Consider the following 23,790-nt stretch of genomic DNA (forward strand, 5'->3'; position numbering starts at 1 on the left):
ATCAGTCGATCCGCTCACCGCCAGAGGCGTTGGTGCTTCTGTAGCCCGAACTGACGCGGGCGGCCCGTTCGACGACGTGCCGCAGCGATCGGCGCAGGAGGTCGCTGTCGAGCTCGCGCACCCTGGTGAACGGAATGCCTTCGAGGTCGATCAGCGCGGATTCCAGGTCCGGCTCCAAGCCCGATGAGCTCATGGTGTCGATTCCCCTCACGCCCGGTACCGGTCTGTGCGGGCAATCCCATGATGACGCAACAATGAGTGGTTCAGGTAGGCCGTTACCTGGTGTTTCCTTGCGCCGAAACGACCAACGGCCGCGGAGTTCGTGCCTGAACCGGCATAGTCGGCCTGGAATTGGACAGGATGTGGAAGCTTTTTGACGTGGCCTTCCGGAGTGCGTTCACGCTGATCCGAAAGGCCCGCGGAGGAAGCTCGTCCGGGCCGGTGCCGAGCTCGGTCTTGCCGCTGCGGCCTAGGACAGGCGCGCCTGGGATGCGTCGGCACCGGTCTGGGCGTTGAGTTCGCTCTTGCGGCGGGTCAGCACGAGCGGCCCGTCCTCGGTGATCGCGACGGTGTGCTCCGAGTGGGCCGTGCGCGAACCGTCGGCCGAACGCAGCGTCCAGCCGTCCTCGTCGTAGACGATCTGGTCGGTCGTCGCCGCGAGCCACGGCTCGATCGCGATGGTCAGGCCGGGCTTGAGCTTCATGCCGTGCCGGGGCCTGCCGTTGTTCGCGACGTGCGGGGCCTCGTGCATGGTGCGGCCGATGCCGTGCCCGCCGAACTCCAGGTTGGGCGTGTAGCCGGACCTGCCGCAGACCTCACCGATCGCCGCCGAGATGTCGCCGAGCTTGTTGCCCACCTGCGCCACCTCGATCGCCGCCGCCAGCGCCACCTCGGTGGTGCGGACCAGGCGCTGGTCCTCCTCGCGCGGCGTGCCGACGATGACGGTCATGGCCGAGTCGGCCGCCCACCCGTCGATGGTGACGGCGATGTCCATGGTCAGCACGTCACCGTCCTGCAGCACGTAGCTCTTGGGCAGGCCGTGCAGCACCGCGTCGTTGACGGCGAGGCAGGTCACGTTGCGGAACGGGCCGCGGCCGAACGACGGCGAGTAGTCCCAGTAGCAGGACACCGCGCCGCGCACCTCGAGCATGTGACGCGCGTGGTGTTCGAGGTCGAGCAGGTTCACCCCCACCGCGGCCCTGGCGGAGAGCTCGTCGAGCACCTCCGCGATGAACTGGCCGGTGACGTGCATGCGCTCGATCTCGGCGGGCGACTTGAGCTCGATCAACGTGTTCCTCCATCAGCGGGTGCCGGTATAACTATACCGGCTTCGCGGAGACGGCTGAACAACACCACCCAGGAGGGGGACGCGCGTTGCGCCGGCCCGGACTCATCACCACAGTGCCTGGTCATGAAGCAGGTGTTGCAGCACAGGATCGACTCGACCTTCGCCCACTACGACGTGAACCGCAACGGCGTCATCGAACTGGCGGACGTCTACGCGCTGGCCAACCGGCTGTTGCGGGCGTTCGGCGAACCGGCGTCCTCGGAGCGCGGCCGTGAGCTCGTGGAGGCCTACGACCGGTTCTGGGAGATGCTGGCCGACCACTGCGACACGGACCGCGACGGCAAGATCGGCCCGGTGGAGTACCGCGACGCCATGAACGAGGCGTTCGTCGAGGGCGGCCCGATCAACATGGACTTCCTCGAGGTCGTCCAGTCCCTGCTCGACCTGATGGACACCAACGGCGACGGCCGCGTGGACGCGTCCGAGTTCGGCGTCCTGCTGAAGGCGCGCGGGCTGTCGGCGGAGGAGTGCGGCCGCGCGTTCGCGCACCTCGACACGGACGGTGACGGCGCGATCAGCGTGCAGGAGTACGTGATGGCCGTGCGCGACTACTACACGAACCCGGCCGAGGACACCCCTGGCAGCTGGCTGTACCCGAAGGCGCTGCAGCGCACCTGACCTGCCCTCACCGGATTTGGTCAAGGGGTTCCTCGGCGCCCGGCTCGTGCGGCTGCCCGGCGGCGAATGGCTCGACATCGTCGAGTGGTGTTCCTCGGAGGACTACGCCGCTTCCAGCCGGAAGGCCCGAACCTGCCCGTTCCCTCGTCGTGGTGATGATCCACGGCGGCTGGTGGGGGCCCGGTCAGTGCGGCCGGACCCCCTCCATCGCTAGACGCAGAAGTAGCTGGAGGCCGCCTTCGGGTCGCCGTGGAAGTACCGGGACGTCCGCGGGTACGGGCAGAGGTCGCGGGTCGAGTCGGCCGTCGCGGCGGTGAGGGTGGCGGGTGCCTTGCCGCGTTCGACCCAGTCGACGAGCTGGCCCAGGGCGTTGGTGGGCTGAGGTCCGTTTCCGCCGAGGCAGTGGTCGACGCCGGGAGCGGTGAACAGGCGGTAGAAGTCGTTCACGTACCCCATGCGCCGCTCGACCTGGTCGCGGTACTTCAGCGTGCCGCCGGGCGGGATCAGCTGGTCGTTCGTGCCGACGAACGTGATCAGCCTGCCGCCCGCGCGCCGGAACGCCGACAGGTCGGGGTCGGAGGTGCCGATGACGCCGTCGAACTCGCGGACCGACTGCCGGAACAGGTCCCGGTACTGGGCGTAGGTGAGCTTCGAGGTGTCGAAACCGGGCTGCTTCACTAGGAAGCTCTGCACCCACTGGGCCGCGACGGGGAAACCGGGACCGGGGAAGCCGGGGATCGTGCCCGCGAGCCACACCGGGTCGGCGCCCTTCGGCAGGCCCGGCCAGAGGCTGCGGCCGCGTTCGTCGGTGGGGCCGTCCCAGATCTTGCGCATGACGTCGGCGTCGGCCTTCGTCACCACGACCTCGTCGCCCTCGCACAGGACCTTCCCGCCGATGAGCTGACGCGGGTCGTAGCTGCAGCGGTCCGGCCGGTCGACGATGCCGTTGACGACACCGTCCTGGGGGTCGCACGCCTCGACGGCGGCCTTGCGGAACGCCTCCAGCACGCAGTTGCCGACGACGTGCCCGTCGTTGCCCTGCACGACCTGCGGCCACAGCGTCGCGACGGCGAACTGGGACCAGTTCACGGCGGGCGCGTTGGCGAGGACACCGTCGTAGTCGTCCGGGAAGCGTTGCGCCTCCAGGTAGCCCTGGCGGCCACCGGTCGAACAGCCGTTCCAGTACGAGTACGTGACCGGGCGCTGGTAGTGCCCGCGCACGACCTGCTTGGCGATCACGGCCGCCTCGTGCACCGAGCGGCTCGCGAAGTTGGTCAGCAGCGTCTGGTTTACCTCGCCGTTCTCAACCGCCCAGCTGGTGTCGAGGCCGCCCAGCACGCCGGCGTCGGTCGTCACGGCCGCGTAACCGCCCTGCAGGGCCTGGGTGAACGGCGCACCGGTGTCGCCCGCGGCGTACGCGCTGCCGCCGACGCCCTGCAGCCGGCCCGTCCAGTTCTGGGGCAGGCCGACGACGACCTTCACGTGGTCGTCGGTGTGCGTGAGCGTCACGGTGATCTCGCAGTGCGTGGCGCGGCTCACGGCGTCCACTGACTCGATCTTCGCGCCCGCCGGGGCGGTGACCGCGACCGTCGCGCAGGTAGGGGTGCTCGCCGACGCCGGCGCGAGCGGCGCCAGTCCGGTCAGGAGCAGTGTTGTCGCCAACAGCTTCGTCAGTCGTCTCACGCCGCGCGACGTTAAGCGGGGTCGTCACGGCGTCGCGCCCGTCACGTGACGCTGCCCCTGTACGTCACTGGACCGGGTGAAAGACTTCCGCGCATGCGCGAGGTGGGCAACAGACGCTACCGGCTGGTTCGCGAGCTGGGGCGTGGCGGCATGGGGGTCGTGTGGCTGGGGGAGGACACCGTCCTCGGCCGCGACGTCGCCGTCAAGGAACTGCTGCTGCCCGGCAACGTGCCTGCCGGAGAACGTGCCGTGTACCAGGAGCGGGGTGCTGCGCGAGGCACGCATCGCCTCGCGGCTCCAGGACCCCGCCGTCGTCACCGTCTACGACCTCATCTCCGAGGACGACCAGACGTTCATCGTCATGGAGCTGATCAACGCTCCGACGCTGGAGGAGTCGGTCGACCTGGACGGACCGCTCGGGACGCGCGAGGCGGCCACGCTGGCGCGGCAGCTGCTGGGCGCGCTGGAGGCGGCGCACTCGTCCGGCGTGGTGCACCGGGACGTCAAGCCCGGCAACGTGATGGTGCCCGGCAGGGCAACGCGAAGCTCACCGACTTCGGCATCGCGCAGTCCGTCGACGACCCCCGGCTCACGGCCACCGGCACGCTGATCGGTTCGCCCGCCTACATGTCCCCGGAACGCCTGGCGGGCGGCGAGGCCTCGCCCGCCTGGGACCTCTGGGCGCTCGGAGCGACGCTGTTCTTCGCCGTGGAGGGACGCGGCGCGTTCGACCGCCCGACCACCTCGGCGACGATCCTCGCCGTGATGAACGAACGGCCGGTGCCGCGGGTGGCCGGACCGCTCGGCGAGCTGATCACCGGCCTGATGGAACCCGATCCCGCGCGCCGGCTCGGCGTGGACCGGGCGCACGAGCTCATCGAGCACGCGCTGGCCGCCGCGGAGCTCTACCCGGCCAGGCCGGCGGTGGCGATCGACGCCGGACCGACGATGGCCGGCCCGACGCTGCGCGTGAACCTCCCGGCGCCGTCCCTGCCCACGTCCGGACCGGTGGCCATCGGCCAGGATCGAAGCTGGTCGAGCCCCTGATGAAGGACTAGTGCGGTGACCACGAACCTTTACGGGGTCTTCCGGTGCTCAGCAGGGCGCCTCGCGTCTGAACAGCGAAATACCCGGTAAAGGTTCGTGGCCACCGCACTAGTTGTCACATCTGCGCGGGCAATCGGGTCTTCCTAGTAGGAACCCCGCACGCAAAGGATGAACACCATGTCCTATCCCAAGAAGGTCTACCTCGGCGACACCGGCGAGGTGAGCGCGCGCTACCGGCCCGCGAGCACCCCGGTCGACACCGGTGAGCCCGGCAACGGCATCCACTACCTCGCCACCACCGAGACCACGCGCGGCGAGTTCGGCCTGTACCGGGTCGTCATGAAGCCGAAGGCCGGCGGTCCGGCGACGCACTTCCACCGGACGATCTCCGAGTCGTTCTTCATCCTCGACGGCACCGTGCGCCTCTACAACGGTGACAAGTGGATCGAGGCGGGGAAGGGCGACTTCCTGCACGTGCCGCAGGGCGGGTTGCACGCCTTCCGCAACGACGCCGACGCACCGGCCGAGATGTTGTTGCTGTTCACGCCCGGTGCGCCGCGTGAGGAGTACTTCGAGCGGCTCGGCGAGGTCGCGGCGGCCGACCGCGCCGCGTTCCTCGACGAGCACGACTCGTACTTCGTGGAGGGCTGAGGTCAGGCCTCGACCTCGATCGCCGAGGCCGGGCACACGGCCGCCGCGTGCCGGACGTCGGCCAGGCGCTCCGGCGGCGGGCTGGCGTCCAGCAGGTCGACCAGGCCGTCGTCGTCGCGCTGGTCGAACACGTCGTCCGCGGCCAGCACGCACTGCCCGGCCCCGACGCACTTGCCCTGGTCCACCACGATGTTCACGCCGACCTCCAGGTGACGGGCAGCTCCGCCACGCCGCCGGTGAGCGTCGCGCGGACCTGCAGCTGGTCGAGTTCCTTGGCCAGCCGCATCGACGGCAGGCGCTTGGCGAGCGCGGCGAACACCACGCGCAGTTCCGTGCGGGCCAGGGACGCGCCGATGCAGAAGTGCGCGCCGTGGCCGAAACCGAGGTGTGTCCTCTCCGGACGGTCCGGGTCGAACTCCTCGGCGTGGGAGTACACGGACGCGTCGCGGTTGGCCGCGTTGGTCGAGATGACCACCGCGTCACCGGCCTTGATGGTCACGCCCGCGATGTCGACGTCCTCGCGGGCGTACCGCAGCAGGCCGAGGTCGCCGGGTGCGCCCAGGCGCATGACCTCCTCGACCACCGCGTCGACGCGGCCGTCCGGGTCGGCGACGAAGGCGTCCCAGCGCGACCGGTCGGTGAGCAGGAACAGCACGCCCAGGCCGATGCGGTTGACCGTGGTCTCGTGGCCCGCGAACAACAGTCCGACGCACAGCCGGACCATCTCCACGTAGTCGAACGACGGGTCCTCGGCCTGTGCGCGCACGAGGTCGGAGATCACGTCCTCGCCGAGCGCGCCGCGCTTGGACTCGACGAGCCCGACCATGTACCGGAAGAACTCCTCGCGCGCCTTGTGTGCCTCTTCACCGATCTCGGTGCCCGCCATGCGCTCGGACAGCGACGCGAACAGCTCGTTGTCCTCCTCGGGGACGCCGAGCAGACGGCAGATCATGGCCACCGGCAACGGGAACGCGAGCCCGCGGTGCAGGTCGACCACGCCCGTCTTCTCGTGCTCGGCGATCAGCGCGTCCAGGCAGCTGTCGACCAGCTCCTCCATGTTCTCGCCCAGCATCCGCATCCGCTTGGCGGAGAACGCGGGCGTGAGCAGGCGGCGCATGCGCGTGTGGTCGGCCTCCTCCGTCGCGTACTCGCCGGTGGGGCCGTCCTGCACGGCGGCGGTCGAGATGCGGGAGGCCTTCTCCGGCTCCGGGTGGGAACGGCCGAAGCGCTTGTCCCCCAGCAGGAGGCGGACCTCCTCGTACCGCGTCACGAGCCAGGCGGGGTCCCCTGCCGGCGTCGTCACGGGCGCGATCGGTGCCTCGCGTCGCAGCACCTCGTAGAGCGGAGCGAGATCGAGGACGTTCGGCCTGGCCAGCGGCAGCTTCAGGCGCTCTGCGTCAATGCTCATGCACTGACCGTAGCGCTTAATGGCAGATGGTGCCAATAAATGTCCCGGCCAGGTGACGTGCTTGAATCGCCCGATGACGGACGTTGTGACAGAAAAGCCTCGCCGTGGCCGGCCTCCGGTCAGCGACGAGCAACGTCGACGTCAGCGCCTCGACCTCTCCCGCCACGCGGTCCGGTTGTTCGCCGAGCAGGGCGTCGCCGCCACGTCGGGTGAGCAGATCGCGCAGGCCGCGGGAGTTTCCGAACGCACGTTCTGGCGCTACTTCCCGCACAAGGAGAGCTGCGTCGAACCGCTGCTGACCAAGATGGTCGAGGCTTTCTGCGTGGTGGTGCGCGCGTGGCCGCGTGAGCTCGAGCTGATCGACCACCTGCGCGAGGCGTACAGCCCGTTGCTGGACGCGGCGTCCGACGAGGACATCGAAGCGGTGCTGGCCGTGGTGCGGCTGACCCACGGCGAACAGGCGCTGCGCGCCGCCTACCTGATGTTGCGCGAACGGGCGGAGGACGCGCTCGCGGACGTGCTCGCCGAACGGGCGGGGCTGCCGCGGGACGCCATCGAGGTGAGGGTGCAGGCCGCCGCGATGAGCGCGGTGCTCAAGGTCGCCACCGACGACGTGGCCAGGTCCGCGGCGGACGGCGTCACGAGGGAGACCCTCGAAGGGCATCGCGAGCAGATCGCCGCCGCGCTGCGCGGCCTGTCGCAGATGTTGTGACGCGGCGGCAGTTCAGGGGACGGAGATGTTGGAGAGTCCCCACGCGATCACGAAGAACAGCATGATGACGACGACCCCGCCCAGCGTGCCGGCCAGGATCATTCCGGTTCCGACCGATTTCCACGGTGCGGGCGCGGTCAGGTTCAGCACGATCCCGGCGAAGGTCGAGCCGAGCGTGATGCAGACGAACGCGGTGGCGTACTCGCCGCCCTGCCAGCCGAACGACTCCAGCGCGCCGTTCTGGAAGGCGGCGAAGGTGAGCACCAGCAGGGCGGTGGTGGTGGCGAACCCCGCCAGTCCGGCTGTGCGGCTACGGTCGGTCTTGGTCACACGTCGAGAGTGCCGCTGCCGGTTCGCGACGGCATCGGTACAACTACTCACACACTGAGCAGGGCTTTGACTCGGTCGCGCAACGCGTGGGCCACGGAGTCGAAGCCGTTCTTCACATACGCGCCCTGCGCCGCGAAGATCGCGTCCGCGTACTTGCCCGTGAACGTCTCGAACGTGCGGTAGCTGCACCGCCGCGGTCCGAGCGGTGTGATCAACTGGTCGCGCGTGCCGAGCAGGCCCGGGAACGTGTCGCCGGTGTCGTAACGCAGCAATCGAGGTGGCTCGACCTCGCGGATGTACTCGCGGCTGACGAACGTCCCCTCGCCGCCGTCCGGACGTGGCAGCGTGAGGTCGATCGGCGAGTCGATCTCCAACGTCGTGGCGACCGCCAGCGTGTAGGGATTCCACTGTGGATAGTGCGGGTAGTCGAGCAGCACGTCCCACACGAACGACGCGGGCGCGTCGATCTCGACGACCACGGACTCGATGAGATGCGTCATGCCGGCATGTACTCCCCGCCGTTGACGTCGAGCACGGCACCGGTGACCTCGGAAGCGTGCCGGGACAACAGGAACAGGACCGCTCCGGCGCAGGCTTCGTCGGTCGGGATGCGCCCCAGCGGGTTGCGGGCGGCGATCTCGTCGTACACGTCCTGCTCGCTCATGCCGCGCGCCTCGGCGGTGAACTCGAGGTAGAAGCGCACGCCCGGTCCGTCGAGCCAGCCCATCACGGCCTGGTTCGCGCGGATGCCGTGCTCGCCCAGTTCCAGCGCCAGGAACTGGGTCGCGGTCGCCATCGCGGCCTTCGCCACGGCGTACCCGCCCTCGCCGCGCACGGGTTTGCGGGTCGTCATCGTGCCCACGTTGACGATCGAACCGCGTCCGGCGGCCTTCATGTGCGGCACCACCGCGCGGGTCACGTTCAGCGCGCCGAACAGGATGATGTCCATCGACCGGCGGACCGCTTTCTCGGGCGTCTCCAGCAGGTCGAACCAGCCGGGGTGCCCGAACGCCGAGTTCACCAGCCCGGTGATCGTGCCGAACCGCTCGACGGCCGTCTCGGCCAGCCGCGCGACCTCCTCGGGCCGCCGCACGTCGCACTGCACGCCGACGGCCTCGCCACCCGCCGCGGTGACGTCCTCCTCCACCTGCTTCATCACGTCGGCGGAGCGGGCGGCCATCACGACCTTCGCACCCTCGGCGGCGGCGCGGACGGCGAGCTTCGAGCCCAGGCCGGGGCCGACGCCGGTGATCATCACGACCTCGTCTTGCAGCATCACAGGTAGACCTCCGAGTAGAAGGCGAAGTCCCGTCGCAGCTGGTCCTCGGACAGCCCGAAGTCCGGTGGCGCGTAGGAGTGCGAGCCGTGCCGTTCGGTGCGGTTCTGCGCCAGGTAGGCCTCGAACGCCGCGTCGTCGGCGGGACCGGCGGGCAGGCCCAGCGCCTCCAGCACCTGGCGGGCGACCTCCAGCGGTTTGCTGACGGTGTCGGCGAACCGCACGTCCACGAACCGCTCGGGGCGCGCGGACCGGGCCGCGGCGAAATCTTCCAGGGTCGTGGCGAACCTGCGGGACCAGTACCGTCCGATCAGGACCGGATCGATGTTCTCGCTGTACTGCGAGGACATCGCGCGCACCATCGACGCGTACGACGGCACGGCGTTGACGGGGGAGCGGTGCGTCATCACGATCCTGCAGCCGGCGAACTCGTCCAGCACGGTGTCGACCGCGGTCAGGTGGTGCGGCGACTTGAGCACCCACGGCAGCGAGCGTGCAGAGTTCTGCCACTGCAACACCTGCAGCCACTCGCGCAGTTCGCGGTAGGCGGGCCGCTGGTCGGCCGACCGCAACCAGTCGCCGTACGCGGGCACCCAGTAGAACGAGTCGAAGCTCATCGACACGAACGTCCGGTCCAGCAGGATCACGTCCTCCTCCGGCCCGTCCCACACGACGGTGTGCAGGTCGCCGAAGTCGGGGGAGAGCTGCGAGAACATCTGCATGCGTTCCTGCGCACGGCGTTTGCGCTGCTCGGCGCCGGGGCCCTCACCGGGGAACGGCAGCGGGTACGCGACCTCCCACGACAGCGTGGACGTCACCTGGGGCGACGCGGCGAGAAGCCGGTGCAGCAACGTCGAACCGGTGCGCGGCAGACCGCAGATCTCGGCGGCCACCCGCACCTCGACGTCGAGCACCTCGGGGTGCACGCGCTGGAGCTCCCGTAACCGCAGGCGGTCGGACAGCAGCGCGGCCAGCCGGTGCTTCGTCAGCTCGAAGCCCAGCGGTGACAGCGCGGCCTCGGTGTTGAGGCTGTGCACGAGCACGTCCAGCGGCTCGCGGAACCAGTCGTCGCCGAAGTCGGAGAGCCCGGTCTTGGCGGAGGCCTTCTCCAGCAACTCCGGCACGTTCAGCGCTGTCGTGACCGTCATCGAACCTCCTCCAGGGGGACCACGCGGCATTTCGGGATCGGGTGGGCGGAAGCGCCGAGCCACCGCAGCAACGCGGTGCCCGAACTGTGGCCGCAGGTGTCGATCCAGTTGCCCACTCCGGGATCCTCGGCGGCCACCACGACCGTCAGCCGGCCACCGGACAACGACGCCGTGTGCTTGTTGACGGTGATCCTGCGGTGGTGGTCCAGTGATTCCATCCACCAGTTGCCGAGCTGGAAGTTCCAGTACGGGCAGTCCGGCACGTCGGTCTCGATCACCCACGCCTCGCCGGGCTTCAGCGTCCAGTAGCCGTGCAGGTAGAAGATCTCCGGATCACCGCCCGCCCGCTGGAACATCTCCTGGCCGAAGTCGGGCAGTTCGTTGGGACGCGTCATGAACGTGCGGGTCCAGTGGGCGAACGTGGCCGCCGTGCCGTGCACGGACAAGGCCGCTCGCTGCAACGCTTTGGCGAGGAATTCAGGGGTCAGGGGAGCGGGCTCGGCGGGCCCACCCACCTGCTCGACGTGCCAGTGGCCCGGTGTTTCGGTCGTGCGGTCGAGATAGGTCTGGCGCACCACCAGGCCGGTGGAGTCGGGCGCGAGCGGCAGCCAGTTCCCGGGCTGGGGTTCGGCGCTGGCGATGATCTCCACGGTGCCGTCCGGCGCGAGCGCCAGGTCGGCGCCGGACAGCTCGCCGGTCGACGCCATGGTGCCGTCCTTGGCGTACCGGTTGGCCTTCGAGCCGATGCTGAAGTACGCGATGGTGCCGCGGGTCCCGGTGATCCGGTACGTCCGGTCGCCGCGGATGTTCGCGGACAGGTAGACGTTGTCCGGGTTGTCCGCGCCGATCTTCACGAGGTCGAGCTCGTGGAAGCGCGGGAAGTCGGGATCGGCGTTGTCCAGGCAGGAGTACAGCATCTCGCGGGTGAGCCGGGAGAGGTACCGGTAGCCCTCCGCGCGGTCGAGCGGGGTGTCCGGTGCCTGGTCGGAGAGAACGACCTCGCCGGCTTTCTCCAACGCCCGGCAGAACTGCGACCACGCCTGGTCCGGCACTGGATGCCTCCCGAATTTAGAACGTGTTCTAGCTGAACGTACACGATTTTGGACAACGTTCAACAGACGCCGAGCGCACGCAGCCGTGCCACCACGGCGTCCGCCGCGGCCTGCGCGCTCAACGTCGTCGTGTCGAGCCGCACCTCGGGTTCCACGGGTGGTTCGTAGGGCGAGTCGATGCCGGTGAAGTTCGCCAGCTCGCCCCTGCGCGCCTTGCGGTACAGGCCCTTCGGGTCGCGCTGTTCGGCCACGGCCAGCGGCGTGTCCACGAAGACCTCGCAGAACTCGTTCTCGCCGACCAGTTCCCGCGCCAGCGCCCGCTCCGCCCGGAACGGCGAGATGAACGAGACCAGCACGATCAGCCCGGCGTCGACCATCAGCGCGGCCACCTCGGCGATGCGCCGGATGTTCTCGACGCGGTCGGCGTCGGTGAACCCGAGGTCGGAGTTGAGCCCGTGCCGCACGTTGTCGCCGTCGAGCAGGAACGTGTGCCTGCCCTCGGCGTGCAGCGCCTTCTCGGCCAGGTCGGCGATCGTGGACTTGCCCGCCCCGGACAACCCGGTCAGCCACACCACGCACGGCCGGTGCCCGTTGCGCGCGATCCGGGCCTGCTTGTCGACGGTGAGCGTCTGCCAGCGCACGTTGGACGGGCTCAGCGCGAAGTCGATCATTCCGGCGCCGACCGTGGCGTTGGACAGCCGGTCGAGCACCACGAACGAGCCGAGATCGCGGTTGGTGCGGTAGCTCTCGAACGGCACGGGCGCGTCGAAGTGCACGTTGTCGACGCCGATCTCGTTGATCCCCAACGCCTTGGTCGCGGTGAAGCCGACCGTGCGCGCACCGATCTTCGCCAGGTACTGCCGGCCGGGCAGAAGGCCGTTCTCGTGCAGCCAGACCAGCCGCGCCTGGAACGAGTCGGCGAGGCTTGGGGGGTCGGAAGCGGCGCCCAGCACGTCGCCCCGGCTCGCGTCCACGTCGTCCGCCAGCACGACGGTGACCGACGAACCGGCCGGCGCCTCGTCCAGGTCGCCGTCCATGGTGACGATCCGGGCGACGCTGGTGGTCCGGTTGCCGAGACGGACCGTCTCGTCTCGTCGGAGTGTTCCGCCCAGCACGCGCCCGGACAGACCGCGGAACGTCGCGTCCGGCCTGTTCACCCACTGCACCAGGAAACGAGACGTCTCGTCTCGTCTCGCTTCGCTGAGACGAGACGAGACGTCTCGTCTCGTGGACGGCGTGACCGATTCCAGCCACTGCAGCAGCGTCGGGCCGTCGTACCAGGGCGTCAGCTCACTGCGCCCGACCACGTTGACGCCCTCGGTCGCCGCCATCGGCACGCAGGTGATCTCGGCGAACTCCAGGTCGGCGGCGAACTCCGCGAACGACGCGCTGACCTCGTCGAACAGCTCCCGCGAATAGCCTGCGAGATCGAGCTTGTTCACGGCCAGGGCCACGTGCCGGATGCCCAGCAGCGACACGATGCGCGCGTGCCGGCGCGTCTGGCTGAGCACGCCCTTGCGTGCGTCGAGCAGCAGAACCGCGGCGTCAGCGGTCGAAGCGCCGGTGACCATGTTGCGCGTGTACTGCTCGTGCCCCGGCGTGTCCGCGACGATGAACCGCCGTGCCTCGGTGGCGAAGAACCGGTAGGCGACATCGATCGTGATGCCCTGCTCGCGTTCGGCGGCCAATCCGTCCACCAGCAGCGCGAAGTCCAGCTCGCCGCCCCGCGTGCCTACCCGGCGGGAGTCCGCCTCCAGGGCCGCGAGGTGGTCGGCGTAGAGCAGTTTCGACTCGTACAGGAGCCGCCCGATCAGCGTGCTCTTGCCGTCGTCCACGCTGCCGCAGGTGATGAACCGCAGAAGCTCCATCAGAAGTACCCCTCCCGCTTCTTGCGCTCCATCGACCCGCTCTGGTCGTGGTCGATCACCCGGCCCTGCCGCTCCGACGTCGTCGCGGCCCGCATTTCCTCGACGATCTCCGCGACCGTGCGCGCCTCGCTGCGCACCGCGCCCGTCAGCGGGTAGCAGCCGAGCGTCCGGAACCGGACCAGCTCCTGCCGCGGTGGCGAGTGCAGCGGCATCCGGTCGTCGTCGACCATGATCAGCGTGCCGTCGCGGTCGATGACCGGCCGCACGGCCGCGAAGTACAGGGGCACCACGGGAATCCGCTCGCGTTCGACGTAGCGCCACACGTCGAGCTCGGTCCAGTTCGACAGCGGGAACACCCTGATGCTCTCGCCGGGCGCGACCCGCGTGTTGTAGAGCCGCCACAGTTCGGGGCGCTGGTTCTTCGGGTCCCACTGGTGCTGCGCGGTCCGGAACGAGAACACCCTCTCCTTGGCGCGCGAGGCCTCCTCGTCGCGTCGCGCGCCGCCGAACGCCACGTCGAACCGGTGCTCGTCCAGCGCCTGCCGCAGGCCTTGCGTCTTCCACAGGTCGGTGTGCCGCGCGGATCCGTGGTCGAACGGGTTGATGCCCGCCGCCACGCACTCCGGGTTGCGGTGCACGATCAGGTCCAGGCCGAGCTGGGCGACGACGGCGTCCCGGAACGCGATCATCTCCCGGAACTTCCACGTGGTGTCGACGTGCAGCAACGGGAACGGCGGCTTCGACGGGTAGAAGGCCTTGCGCGCCAGGTGGAGCAGCACCGAGCTGTCCTTGCCGATCGAGTACAGCAGCACCGGTCGCTCGCTCTCCGCCACGGCCTCGCGGAAGATGTCGATGCTGTCGGCTTCGAGCTGGTCGAGGTGGTTCACACGAGCACCCCCGCGAGTTCCGGACGGCAGATCAGCAGGTCGGGCAGCCACGGATCGGGCTGGTTGTAGACGAGCGGCCGTCCGTCGGCGCGGGAGGCGTGCAACCCGGCCGCGCGGGCCACGTAGACGGGTGCGGCGGAATCCCACTCGTACATGCCGCCCGCGTGCAGGTAGGCGTCCGCCTCGCCGCGCACGACGGCCATCGTCTTCGCGCCCGCGCCGCACATGGGCACCAGCACGGCGTTGATCTTTTCGGCGATCCGGCGCGCGTGCGCGGGTGGCCGGCTGCGGCTGACCACGATCCTGATCCGGCGGCGTGAAGTCCGTGGCTCAGGCCGGAAAGCGGGCATCGCGACGGCTCCCGCGACGAGCTCGCCGCGTTCCCAGAGCGCCACGTGCACGGCCCAGTCGGTGCGGCCGGGCTCGGCGTACTCGCGGCTGCCGTCCAGCGGGTCGATGATCCACACCCGGTCGGCGGCCAGCCTGCGAGGATCGTCGGGTGCCTCCTCCGACAGCACCGAGTCCGCCGGGCGGTGCTCGCCGAGTTGTGCGGCCAGGAAGAGCTGCGCGACGTGGTCGCCGTCGCCCGGCCTCACGCTGACGAGCAACCGGCCCGTCTCCGTGGCCAATCGTCTTGCCAGCTCCGCATCGGTCTCCGCCATGCACCCGAGCGTAGGAGCAAACCGAACAACGTTCAATATGCTTTTGAACGTTGTTCAAAGTAGGCTGAACGCCGTGAGCACCGAGCAAACGGCCTGGGGGGACGCGGAGGGCAGGCGGCGCGACATCCTGTCGTCCGCCGAGCAGATCCTCGAAGAGCAGGGCTACGCGGGCCTGACCATGCGGGCGATCGCGGTCGGCGCGGGCGTCAGTTCCGGCACCGTGTACCAGTACTTCTCCGGCAAGGAGGACGTCTTCGCGGCGTTGATGGAACGGCGTTTGGACGAGCTGCAACGCACCCTCGCCACCGTCGACCGCGGCCTCGGCATCGCGGGCGTGCTCAAGGAGGTCGAGCCGCAGATCACCGACCTGTGGCGGCGGTTCGGGCGGTCGGCCGCGCAGTGGGAGGCCAAGGTGCTCTCCGGCGGCCGCAGGGGCAAGGAGGTCGCCGGATCGGCCCAGGACTACCGCAAGACGCTCAAAGCGCTCGCGAAGGCGTTGAAGGAGACCGCCGAGGCGTGCGGGCAGGAACTGATCGACGACCCCGCGCTGCCGCACTGGGTCTGGGACTCGCTGATCGGCCTTGCGGACGACCTGCTGCTGCAGGGCGCCCGCATCAACCGGGTCAAGCCGGCTCAGCTCGTCGAGTTCGCCACCGGTGCGATCGAGCGGGGGATCATCGCCCGCTGACGGGCTGGTCGTAGCGCCGCCGGATGCTCGTGCCGAGGATGCTGACGTCGGCGCCGTAGACGTGGATCGAGATCGCCACGGAGCTGGAGTTGTTGCACACCTTGTGGATGTCGCCCGGCGGCACCAGGTAGGACGCCACGCCCTCCGGGGTCTTGTTGACGCGCAACGGGATCAGCCGATCGCCGCGCAGCCGGTAGGTGGTCTCTTCCTCCTCGCCGACGTACGTGCCGACGACGCACCACGAGACGTGGTCGTGGATGCAGGTCTCCTGACCCGGCAACCACACCAGCGCGACGACCGAGAAGCTGCCGTCCGGTTCGACGTGCAGGACGTGCTGGCGGTAGGCGTTCGGGTCGGGTTCCCGCTGCGTCGCGCTCAGCAGGAACGGGTCGGTGAGGTGGCCCTCCAGCGTTCGCGCCACCCGAGCGGCGACGGCCGCGTCGTCACCGCCGCCGGCGATCGCGGCCCGGAGCGAGCCCACCAGGAGCGTGGCCGTGGGGGAGAGCAGGCTGTGCGTCATGAGCGGGTCCTCCTCTGAGGAAAGCGGAGATCAGCCGATCAACACCGTGCCGGTCAGCACGAGGACGACGATCACCGTGGTCGAGAGCAGGCCCAGCAGCAGCACCGCCGGGCCGGAACGGATCAGGGAACGCAGGCGCACCGCCGTGCCGAGCGCGAACATGCCCGCCGCCAGCAGCACGTTGTCGACGAACGTCGCCACCGACAGCACGACGTCGGGCAGCAGGCCGGTCGCCCGCACCGCCGCCATGGCCAGGAAACCGAGCACGAACAACGGAACGATCGGCGGACGCTGCCCGGACGCCGGGTACTTGAGGCGCTCGGCGAAGCTCACGGCGGCGAGCATCGGCGCGAGCAGCACGACCCGCGTCAGCTTCACCGCGACGGCGATGGCCAGGGCGCCGGTGACGGGTCCGGCGGCGGCCACGACCTGCGCGACCTCGTGCACGCTGCCGCCCGCCCACACCCCGTACTGCGCGGGCGTGAGGCCCGTCAGCCCGAACAGCGCGGGCAGCGCGAACATCGCGACGGTGCCGAAGAGCGTGACCAGGCCGAGCGCCTTGGCCACGTCCTCCTCGTCCTGCCGGCGGACGCTGTTCATCGCGGCCACCGCGGAGGCGCCGCAGATCGAGAACCCGGTCGCGATGAGCAACGACAGGCCCTCACTGACCCCGAGCACGCGCCCGAGCCAGCGCGTCACGACGAACGTGACGACCACGGCGACCACCGCGAGCAGCAGGATCTCGTGACCGAGCTTCAGCACGTCCTGGAAGACCAGCTTCAACCCGAGCAGCACGACGCCCAGGCGCAGCAGACGACGTGCGGCGAGCTTCATCCCCGGCGTGACCGACGGCGGCAGCGTCACGACGTTGGCCACGACGGCGCCGAGCAGCACGGCGACGGTGAGCGCGCTGACCGAGGGGTAGAGCCAGGACACGACCATCGCGACCGCGACACCGGCCGCGACCAGCGCGAGGCCGGGCAGCACCGAGTCGGCCGTGCGCGGGGTCGTCCTGGCGATGCCCATGCTGATAACGATGACCAGCACGGGCTATGCGCAGTAGATGACCATTTCTTGGAGGCCTATAAGACGCGCTTATGCCTTGGCCGACGCGGAGATCAACGCGTCCACGGTCGCACGCATGATCGGCAGCCGGATGAGGTCCGGCCAGGTGTAGAGCGACGTGAGCCGTTGCGCCGCCGACTCCACCTCGACCGCGGTCAGACCGGGGTGCTGCAGGAACGACAGCAGCAGCCTGGGCACCAGCGCGACGCCCAGACCAGCGGTGACGAGACTCTGGATGGCCAGGTTGTCATCGGTCGAGCAGGTGATGTCCGGGACGAACCCGGCCGCCCCGCACGCCTGGTGCAGCGCGCGCTGGCACCGCACACAACCGGCGATCCAGCGTTCCTCCGCCGCCTCGGTCAGCGACACACGCCCACGGCCGGCGAGCCGGTGACCGGCGGGCACGAGCAACGCCAGCGGCTCCCGCAGCAACGGCACGCTCAGCATGCCGTTCACGGTGGCCTCGTCCTGCGGTTCGTCGAGGTAGCTGAAGCTCAGCACCAGGTCGACCTCACCGCGCCGCAGCAGCGCGAACGAGTCCGGCGGCTCCTCCTCGACCAGCTCGAGCCGCAGCGCGGGCCGTTCCTCGGCCAGGATCGCCGCCGCCGCGGGCACGAGCGACACGTTGGCGCTCGGGAACGCGCAGATCCGGATCGTGCCGATGTCGTGCGTGGCTATCGCGCTGACCTGCTGGTGCGTCGTCGCCAGCCGGTCCAGCAGGTCCGACCCGCGTTCCGCCAGGATCCGGCCGGCCTCGGTGAGGTGCAGCCCTCGGCCCGTCCGCACGAACAGCGGCCCGCCGACCTGCCGCTCCAGCGCGCGCATCTGCTGGCTGACGGCCGGCTGGGAGCAGTGCAGCAGCCGCGCGGCGGCGCTGAACGAGCCGGTCCTCGCTACCGTCGCGAAGACCTCTAGCTGGCGAGTGTCGAACACCCTCGCACTGTAGGGCTCATTTTCCGGTGACGAGCGAATCCAGCGTCGCGCCGTTGTGCTCACCGCAGTGCCGCCGGGAGGCGTCGAGCGTCATCGGCTTGTCCGCCTCCGCAGGGGTGCCGACCTGCCCGAAGAGCCGCCTGAGCAGCTCGACCTGTTCGTCGACGCCCGCGCGGAGGAAGTCGCCGCAGCTGGACTTGACGGTGAGCCGGCCGTCCGACGGCATCAGGTCCACCGGCCCGAGGACGAACAGGAACGCGATGATGATCGCGAGACCGAACCCGATGACCGCGCCGCTGGCCGAGCTCTTGCGCGGAGCCAGCCAGTTCTGGGCCTGCTCGACGAACGGCTCGGCGGGGGAGAGGTCGGCGTCGATCCAGAACTCGAGGCTGTCGCCGCCGGTCACGTCGAACTGGACGTGCCCGGCGGCGAGCATGATGCGCACGATCTGCTTGCGGTCGTACGAACCCGACCAGAACGGCTCCGGCCGCACCAGCACCAGCCGGTCGGGCAGCAGGAACACGACGTCGCGCTCGCCCCTGGCCAAGCGCTCGGTCTGGCCAGGGCCGACGATCGTGCCTGCCAGCCGGGCCATCACGAGGGCGTGTTCGTGCTCGTCGAGGGCCTCGGCGGCCGACGACCACAGATCGGGTTCCACGTCACTGCTATCGCTGCAGGCAGGGACGTTAGTTAGCCGTGGCCGCCGAGGTTCCTCCGAATGCCTTCTTAGAAGGTCAGCTTCCAGGAGTCGATGTGACCGACGTCCTGCGCCGCGACGTCCTTGACCTGCAGCTTCCAGGTGCCGTTCGCGACCTCGCCGGAGGCGTTGACGGTGTAGGTCGCGACGAGGTTGTCGGCGGAATCACTGTTGGAGCTCTTGAGCCGGTACGCCGTGCCGTCCGGGGCGACCAGGTCGACGACCAGGTCACCTCGGTAGGTGTGCACGATGTTGACGTCGACCTTCAGCGTGGCCGGGGCGTTGCCCGTGACGCCGGAGACCGTGATGGGGCTGGTCACAGCCGCGCCGTTGTCCGGGATGGCCACGTCGGCGGCGTTCTCGAACTCCTTGCCGCCGGGCGGGGTGCCGCCGACCGCCGCCAGCGCGTCGACGCGGCCCTCACCGAAGAAGTTGTTCTTCGCCGTGGTGCCCGCGCAACGGCTGTCGGAGCAGGCCAGGTCGTCCGCCTGGGTCGCCAGCAGCGTGTGCAGCTGGGCAGGGGTGGCGGTGGGGTTGGCCGACTTGAGCAGTGCGGCGACGCCCGCGACGTGCGGGGAGGCCATCGACGTGCCGGACAGGCTGCCGTACTTGCCGCCGGGCAGGGTCGAGTAGACGTCGCTGCCGGGCGCCGTGATGTGGATCTTGTCGGTGCCGTAGTTGGAGAACGACGACTTGACGTTGGCCGAGGTGATCGACGAGACGCTGACGACGCCGGAGACCTCGGTCGGCACGCTCAGGCACGCGTTGGTGATGGCGCGCTGAACGGCGGTGGAGTCGTTGGGGCTGGTCGAGTCGCTGGTCTTGTTCGCGAGGTTGTAGTTCGAGTTGCCCGCCGCCGCGACGTTGAGCACGCCCTTGCCCTCGGCATAGGCCACCGCGCGCTTCACGCCCTCCAGGATCGCGTCCTGGTCGGCGTTGTCCGGGCAGTTGAACAGCCACGGGTCGGTGTAGTAGCTGTTGTTGGTCACCTCGAAGCCGCGGTCACCGGAGAAGACCATGGCGCAGATGGTGTTCTCCGGGAAGAAGAAGTCGTTCGCCCCCTCGGAGACGCGCACCGAGGCGATCTTCACGCCGGGAGCGACACCGACCATGCCGAGGTTGTTCTTGGCCGCCGCGATCGTGCCGGCCACGTGCGTGCCGTGGGAGCTGACGGGGTTGGTGGCGGTGTTGGCACGCCATGAACCGGTACGGGTGTCGAGCTTGCCGTAGGCGCAGGAAGCGGAGTTGGCCGCGTCGAAGTTCGGCTTGAGGTCGGCATGCAGGTCGTCGACTCCCGTGTCGAGCACACCGACCGTGACGCTGGACGACCCCGTGTTGAGCGCCCACGCCTTATCGGCACCGATCTGGGCCATGTCCGCGCGCAACGGCTCGCCCGCCGCAGGAGTGCTTTGCGGCTGTGCGGCGGGAATCGGCGGATTCGCCGCCGCGGCCGGGATGTCGCTGGTGCGCGTGGCACCGACCTTCTGCACACCGCTGACGGTGCGCATCTTGGTGGCGAAGTCAGTGGCAGCGGAGTGCGCGACGATGACGCCGATGGCGTCGTACTTCGTCCACACAGTGCCACCGTTGGTGCTCACAGCCGTCTCGGCGCCGGAAGTGGCACCGGGCGCCGTGATGACCAGGTAGGCACGCGTACCTGCGGCAGGTGCGGCGGCGGCGGGGGTGGCCGCCACCAGCACACCGGCGCCCACGGCCGCGGCGATGACCGCGGCGCGCAGGCGAGATCGTGAACCCAGGAACACGGATTCCTCCAGCTTTCTCAGCGGGCTATGCCCGCGCACTTCGCGCGGGTGCAGGGGCCCGTCAGAGTCCTTAGAGGAGGCTGGACGGCTTTCGGGACGCGGCGTTTCCAAGATGCCCCGTTCGGCTCACTACGAACGTCGCACGTCAGGCGTGTCGCGTGAACAATCCGACGAAGTGGTTCATGTCGGCCTGCACGCACGCTTCGTCGGCGTGCTTGCCCGTGCAGCCCGGCGCCCACCCGCTGCCGTCGCCGTAGTCCGAGAAGTGGAAGGGGATGTTCGCGGCCCGCAGGTGCGCGGCCGTCACCAGCGCCGTCTCGCGCGCCCGGTTCTCCAGCACGGCCTGGATCGGGTTGACCGTCAGGTCGCCGCCGTCACCCGTGTACAGCGCGACACCCATCCCTCTCAGCGACGCGACGTGGTGCGCCGGGCTCTGCGCGTTCCAGACGCCGTCGAACGGCCAGACCGGCGGCCCGAAGACCGCGTCGGCGTTCACGGTCGGCGTGCCGCTCGCCGGGTTGACCATCGTGGCCGTGATCGCGGCGCGCAACTCGGAGTTCCGCAGGTCGAGGCCACCGGAGAAGCTGCCGGCGTAGCCGAACAGGTCGGGCCGGTGCTCGGCGTAGTGCAACGCCCCGAAGCCGCCCATGGAATGGCCGACGATCGCGCGATCCGCCCTGGTCGCCTTCGTGCGCAGGTTGGCGTCCACGAACGGGATCACCTGCTCCAGGTGGAAGGTCTCCCAGTTCTGAGGTCCCGCGGCACCGGGGTTGACCCAGTTCGAGTACCAGCCGCGGCCACTGCCGTTGGGCTGCACGGTGATCAGGTCCGTGCCGGCCGTCGCCCTCTCCACGACCCGCTGGTTCCAGGCGGCGTCCGGGCGGTCGGGGTGGCCGTGCAGGTAGTACTGGACCGGGTAGCTCCTGGTCGTCTCGTCGTAGTCGTCCGGCAGCGTGACGACGACGGCGTGCCTGCCGGGTTCCTGACCCTGCAGGAGGGTGGGCGACGGCACCTGGTCCGTGGACACGCTGAAGACGAACGTGCGGCGGTTCTCGTCCACCCAGCGGGGCTGGCTCGTGACGGTGAGGCCGAACCCGTCGGTGAACCGCGGCGGCGTCTCGCCGGCCTGGGCGGCGGGACTGGACAACGACATCACGGTGGTGACGGCGGCGATCATGCGCAATCGGACTGACATGCCTCGATCATGCTGTCCGGCCAGGTCGGAGGACCAGGCCAGGGACCGGCCATTGCCGGCCGGTCGCCACCCACCGAGTCCGTGCTCACCGGCCGATCGTGGTGAGGCGGGTGGGCAGGCGTTCGAAGCCGCGCAGGACGCGGGTCGGGCGACGGCGCGCACCGGGAAGGGGTGCCAGGTCCGGGAAGCGGTCGAAGATCGTGCGCAGCCCGACCTCGCCCTCCATGCGCGCGAGCTGGGCGCCGAGGCAGTAGTGGCGGCCCGCGCCGAACGACACGTGGTCGCGCGCGTTGGCACGGCTGACGTCGAACGCCGACGGGTTCTCGAACACGGACGGGTCGCGGTTGGCCCCGGCGAGCACGGTCGTGACGAGCTGGCCGCGGCGTACGGGGATGCCGGCGACCGTCGTGTCGCGGGCGCACACGCGGCCGGTCAGCAGGACCGGCGGGTCGTGGCGCAGCACCTCGTCCACGGCGTTGGCCCACGACGAAGGTTGCGCGCGGAGGACTTCCAGTTGTTCGGGGTGCTCGGTGAGCAACGAGATGCCGTTGCCGAGGAGGTTGACGGTGGTCTCGAAACCGGCGGCCAGCACGAGACCCGCGGTGGCCTTCAGCTCGCGTTCGGACAGGCCCTCGCCGTCCTCGCGGGCGGTGATGAGGCGGCTCAGCAGGTTGTCGCCGGGGTTGGTGCGCAGGGCGTCGAGGTGACCGGAGAGCCAGGCGTCGAACGAGCTGAGCGTCGTCTCCACGTCGCGGAACACGCGCCACGACAAGCCGAGGTCGAGGCTGGGCGCGGCGGCCGCGCCGAGGGCCAGGACGGTCGCGCGTTCCTGTGGTGGCACGCCGAGGATCTCGCTGATCACCGTGACCGGCAGCAGGCCGCAGTAGGTCTCGATCAGGTCGACCGGGCTGGTGGGGTCGAGGCCGTCGAGCAGGTCGTCGGCGATGTGCTGGGTACGGACGCGCAGCTGTTCGACGGCGCGGGCGGTGAAGACGCGGGTGACGAGCTTGCGGTAGCGGGTGTGCGCCGGGGGTTCGACGGCCAGCAGCGACGGCGGCTGGACCGGGTGCACGACGTCGGTGGCGGACCACGCGGCGAGCTTGCCGAGGAGGCCGGCCCCGAAACGCGGGCGGGCCGTCACGAACGCGTCGTCGGACAGGACCGCCTTGACGACCTCGTGCCGTGTGGTGGTGTGGCCGATCTTCGTGGCGGCGAGCGGGCCTTGGGCGCGGATCTCGTCGAACAGGCCCGTCAGATCGGCACCGGTGGAGGCCTCGACGGTGATGCGGCCCTGCAGGTCGCCGCGGCGGGCGGCCAGGCGCAGGACGGCGCGGGGCAGCGCGTGGCCGATGCTCCAGCGCACCGCCGGTTTGACGTGCTCCTCAGCCAGGCTCGTCACGGTTCGCAGCGTGCCCAGTGCGCCGCCGCGCGTCAAGGTCCCGCCCGTCCGGCCGAACGGGAAGTCCACTTGGGACTGACGTCAAGCCCGGATGACGGGCACCTCCAGCGCGCGCACGGTCTCGTTGTCCGCGTCCGTGATCACGCCGGCGATCTCGGCGAACGGCAGCACGGAGAACCTCGACGCCGTGCCGATCTTCTCCGAGCTGGCCAGCACGTAGGTGTCCGCCGCCTGGTGGGCGAGCGCGCGTTTCATCGCGGCCTCGTCCGCGTCACCGGTCGTGAGGCCTGTTTCGGGGTGCACGCCCGTGACGCCGAGGAAGAAGAGGTCTGCGTGCACGCCCTGTGCGGCCTCCACGGCAGCGGCGCCGCACGCGACCATCGAGTGCTTGAAGAGCCGCCCGCCGATGACGTAGACCTCCACGTCCCGGTGCTCCTCCAACGCGCTCGCGATCGTCGGGCTGTGCGTGACGACCGTGGCGTGCAGATCGAACGGTAGCGCGCGCACGACGGCAAGGGTGGTCGTGCCGCCGTCGAGGATCACGGTGCTGCCCGGTTCGATCAACGCTGCCGCTGCCCGTGCGACCCGTTGCTTGCCATCGACCTGCACGCCCTGACGCGTGGCGTAGTCGGCGATAGCGGGGGATACGGGCAGTGCGCCGCCGTAGACGCGTTGGCAGAGGCCCGCCGCCGCGAGATCGCGCAGGTCACGGCGGATGGTGTCCTCGGAGATGCCGACTTCGGCGGCGAGGTCCTTGGCGACGATCCGGCCGTCGGTGCGCAGCCGTTCGAGCAGCAGATCACGGCGTTGGGCGGCCAGCATGCACGTTTCTCCTTGTTT

Annotated in this window: 27 protein-coding genes; 6 read left to right on the forward strand and 21 right to left on the reverse strand. The window is 69.9% G+C overall.

Annotated features, from left to right (window positions below; genetic code table 11):
* Position 1: 1 nt before the first annotated feature.
* Together LX88_RS39555 and map are read right to left on the reverse strand one after the other, a co-directional pair.
* Complete coding sequence (locus LX88_RS39555) at positions 2 to 193, reverse strand: hypothetical protein (RefSeq protein ID WP_258952876.1); 192 nt, start codon at positions 191 to 193, stop codon at positions 2 to 4.
* A gap of 276 nt (positions 194 to 469) precedes the next feature.
* On the reverse strand, positions 470 to 1,288 hold the full coding sequence (gene map / locus LX88_RS39560; RefSeq protein ID WP_258952877.1) for a type I methionyl aminopeptidase: 819 nt from the start codon (positions 1,286 to 1,288) through the stop codon (positions 470 to 472).
* A 123-nt stretch (positions 1,289 to 1,411) separates the two neighbouring features.
* Between map and LX88_RS39565 the strand changes: the two genes are divergently transcribed.
* A complete protein-coding gene (locus LX88_RS39565) occupies positions 1,412 to 1,966 on the forward strand; it encodes an EF-hand domain-containing protein (protein ID WP_258952878.1) in 555 nt (184 codons plus the stop codon).
* Between the two features lie 210 nt (positions 1,967 to 2,176).
* Here the strand turns inward: LX88_RS39565 and LX88_RS39570 are convergent, their stop codons facing one another.
* Positions 2,177 to 3,649 carry a tannase/feruloyl esterase family alpha/beta hydrolase gene (locus LX88_RS39570; RefSeq protein ID WP_258952879.1) on the reverse strand — a complete coding sequence of 491 codons (1,473 nt, stop codon included), beginning with the start codon at positions 3,647 to 3,649 and terminating at the stop codon, positions 2,177 to 2,179.
* A 265-nt stretch (positions 3,650 to 3,914) separates the two neighbouring features.
* Between LX88_RS39570 and LX88_RS39575 the strand changes: the two genes are divergently transcribed.
* From LX88_RS39575 to LX88_RS39585, 3 genes are all read left to right on the forward strand, one after another.
* Positions 3,915 to 4,259 carry a protein kinase domain-containing protein gene (locus LX88_RS39575; RefSeq protein ID WP_258952912.1) on the forward strand — a complete coding sequence of 115 codons (345 nt, stop codon included), beginning with the start codon at positions 3,915 to 3,917 and terminating at the stop codon, positions 4,257 to 4,259.
* On the forward strand, positions 4,211 to 4,696 hold the full coding sequence (locus LX88_RS39580; protein ID WP_258952913.1) for a protein kinase domain-containing protein: 486 nt from the start codon (positions 4,211 to 4,213) through the stop codon (positions 4,694 to 4,696). The genes LX88_RS39575 and LX88_RS39580 overlap by 49 nt, the downstream gene beginning before the upstream one ends.
* 177 nt (positions 4,697 to 4,873) lie before the next feature.
* A complete protein-coding gene (locus tag LX88_RS39585) occupies positions 4,874 to 5,347 on the forward strand; it encodes a cupin domain-containing protein (protein ID WP_090071902.1) in 474 nt (157 codons plus the stop codon).
* 2 nt (positions 5,348 to 5,349) lie between these two features.
* On the opposite strand, the gene LX88_RS39590 is transcribed toward LX88_RS39585, so the two are convergent.
* Entirely contained in the window at positions 5,350 to 5,544 is a 195-nt protein-coding gene (locus LX88_RS39590) for a ferredoxin (RefSeq protein WP_090071816.1), read from the reverse strand.
* Positions 5,541 to 6,755 (reverse strand): cytochrome P450, encoded by a 1,215-nt coding sequence (locus tag LX88_RS39595; protein WP_258952880.1) that lies wholly within the window; start codon positions 6,753 to 6,755, stop codon positions 5,541 to 5,543. The genes LX88_RS39590 and LX88_RS39595 overlap by 4 nt, the downstream gene beginning before the upstream one ends.
* Before the next feature lie 73 nt (positions 6,756 to 6,828).
* On the opposite strand from LX88_RS39595, the gene LX88_RS39600 reads away from it, so the two are divergent.
* Entirely contained in the window at positions 6,829 to 7,467 is a 639-nt protein-coding gene (locus LX88_RS39600; protein WP_258952881.1) for a TetR family transcriptional regulator, read from the forward strand.
* A gap of 12 nt (positions 7,468 to 7,479) precedes the next feature.
* Here the strand turns inward: LX88_RS39600 and LX88_RS39605 are convergent, their stop codons facing one another.
* From LX88_RS39605 to LX88_RS39640, 8 genes are read right to left on the reverse strand one after another with little or no spacing between them, the layout of a single operon-like run.
* Complete coding sequence (locus LX88_RS39605) at positions 7,480 to 7,797, reverse strand: hypothetical protein (RefSeq protein WP_258952882.1); 318 nt, start codon at positions 7,795 to 7,797, stop codon at positions 7,480 to 7,482.
* Positions 7,798 to 7,844: 47 nt separating this feature from the next.
* Positions 7,845 to 8,297: an SRPBCC domain-containing protein gene (locus LX88_RS39610; protein ID WP_258952883.1), complete on the reverse strand. Its 453-nt coding sequence runs from the start codon at positions 8,295 to 8,297 to the stop codon at positions 7,845 to 7,847.
* On the reverse strand, positions 8,294 to 9,073 hold the full coding sequence (locus LX88_RS39615; protein WP_258952884.1) for an SDR family oxidoreductase: 780 nt from the start codon (positions 9,071 to 9,073) through the stop codon (positions 8,294 to 8,296). The genes LX88_RS39610 and LX88_RS39615 overlap by 4 nt, the downstream gene beginning before the upstream one ends.
* Complete coding sequence (locus LX88_RS39620; protein ID WP_258952885.1) at positions 9,073 to 10,221, reverse strand: sulfotransferase family protein; 1,149 nt, start codon at positions 10,219 to 10,221, stop codon at positions 9,073 to 9,075. The genes LX88_RS39615 and LX88_RS39620 overlap by 1 nt, the downstream gene beginning before the upstream one ends.
* Positions 10,218 to 11,273, reverse strand: coding sequence for a DUF1214 domain-containing protein (locus LX88_RS39625; protein WP_258952886.1), 1,056 nt, complete (start codon positions 11,271 to 11,273; stop codon positions 10,218 to 10,220). Before LX88_RS39625 ends, LX88_RS39620 begins: the two co-directional genes overlap by 4 nt.
* Before the next feature lie 59 nt (positions 11,274 to 11,332).
* Complete coding sequence (gene cysC, locus LX88_RS39630; RefSeq protein ID WP_258952887.1) at positions 11,333 to 13,141, reverse strand: adenylyl-sulfate kinase; 1,809 nt, start codon at positions 13,139 to 13,141, stop codon at positions 11,333 to 11,335.
* Entirely contained in the window at positions 13,141 to 14,028 is an 888-nt protein-coding gene (gene cysD, locus LX88_RS39635; protein ID WP_258952888.1) for a sulfate adenylyltransferase subunit CysD, read from the reverse strand. The genes cysC and cysD overlap by 1 nt, the downstream gene beginning before the upstream one ends.
* Complete coding sequence (locus tag LX88_RS39640; RefSeq protein WP_258952889.1) at positions 14,025 to 14,690, reverse strand: 3'(2'),5'-bisphosphate nucleotidase CysQ; 666 nt, start codon at positions 14,688 to 14,690, stop codon at positions 14,025 to 14,027. Before LX88_RS39640 ends, cysD begins: the two co-directional genes overlap by 4 nt.
* Before the next feature lie 73 nt (positions 14,691 to 14,763).
* Here LX88_RS39640 and LX88_RS39645 point away from each other — a divergent pair, with 73 nt between their 5' ends.
* On the forward strand, positions 14,764 to 15,378 hold the full coding sequence (locus LX88_RS39645; RefSeq protein ID WP_258952890.1) for a TetR/AcrR family transcriptional regulator: 615 nt from the start codon (positions 14,764 to 14,766) through the stop codon (positions 15,376 to 15,378).
* Here the strand turns inward: LX88_RS39645 and LX88_RS39650 are convergent.
* From LX88_RS39650 to LX88_RS39685, 8 genes are all read right to left on the reverse strand, one after another.
* Entirely contained in the window at positions 15,365 to 15,898 is a 534-nt protein-coding gene (locus LX88_RS39650; protein WP_258952891.1) for a cysteine dioxygenase family protein, read from the reverse strand. The two genes, LX88_RS39645 and LX88_RS39650, sit on opposite strands and share 14 nt — an antisense overlap.
* Before the next feature lie 30 nt (positions 15,899 to 15,928).
* On the reverse strand, positions 15,929 to 16,924 hold the full coding sequence (locus LX88_RS39655; RefSeq protein ID WP_258952892.1) for a YeiH family protein: 996 nt from the start codon (positions 16,922 to 16,924) through the stop codon (positions 15,929 to 15,931).
* Positions 16,925 to 16,993: 69 nt separating this feature from the next.
* Positions 16,994 to 17,896 (reverse strand): LysR family transcriptional regulator, encoded by a 903-nt coding sequence (locus tag LX88_RS39660; protein ID WP_258952893.1) that lies wholly within the window; start codon positions 17,894 to 17,896, stop codon positions 16,994 to 16,996.
* A gap of 16 nt (positions 17,897 to 17,912) precedes the next feature.
* Positions 17,913 to 18,554: a hypothetical protein gene (locus LX88_RS39665; protein WP_258952894.1), complete on the reverse strand. Its 642-nt coding sequence runs from the start codon at positions 18,552 to 18,554 to the stop codon at positions 17,913 to 17,915.
* A gap of 68 nt (positions 18,555 to 18,622) precedes the next feature.
* Positions 18,623 to 20,356, reverse strand: a complete 1,734-nt coding sequence (locus LX88_RS39670; protein ID WP_258952895.1) for a S8 family peptidase — start codon at positions 20,354 to 20,356, stop codon at positions 18,623 to 18,625.
* Between the two features lie 145 nt (positions 20,357 to 20,501).
* On the reverse strand, positions 20,502 to 21,551 hold the full coding sequence (locus LX88_RS39675) for an alpha/beta hydrolase (protein WP_258952896.1): 1,050 nt from the start codon (positions 21,549 to 21,551) through the stop codon (positions 20,502 to 20,504).
* Between the two features lie 85 nt (positions 21,552 to 21,636).
* Positions 21,637 to 22,950: a cytochrome P450 gene (locus LX88_RS39680; RefSeq protein WP_258952897.1), complete on the reverse strand. Its 1,314-nt coding sequence runs from the start codon at positions 22,948 to 22,950 to the stop codon at positions 21,637 to 21,639.
* Positions 22,951 to 23,031: 81 nt separating this feature from the next.
* Positions 23,032 to 23,772, reverse strand: coding sequence for a DeoR/GlpR family DNA-binding transcription regulator (locus LX88_RS39685; RefSeq protein ID WP_258952898.1), 741 nt, complete (start codon positions 23,770 to 23,772; stop codon positions 23,032 to 23,034).
* Positions 23,773 to 23,790: the final 18 nt, after the last annotated feature.

This window comes from Lentzea californiensis (assembly GCF_024648825.1).
GTDB lineage: Bacteria > Actinomycetota > Actinomycetes > Mycobacteriales > Pseudonocardiaceae > Lentzea > Lentzea californiensis.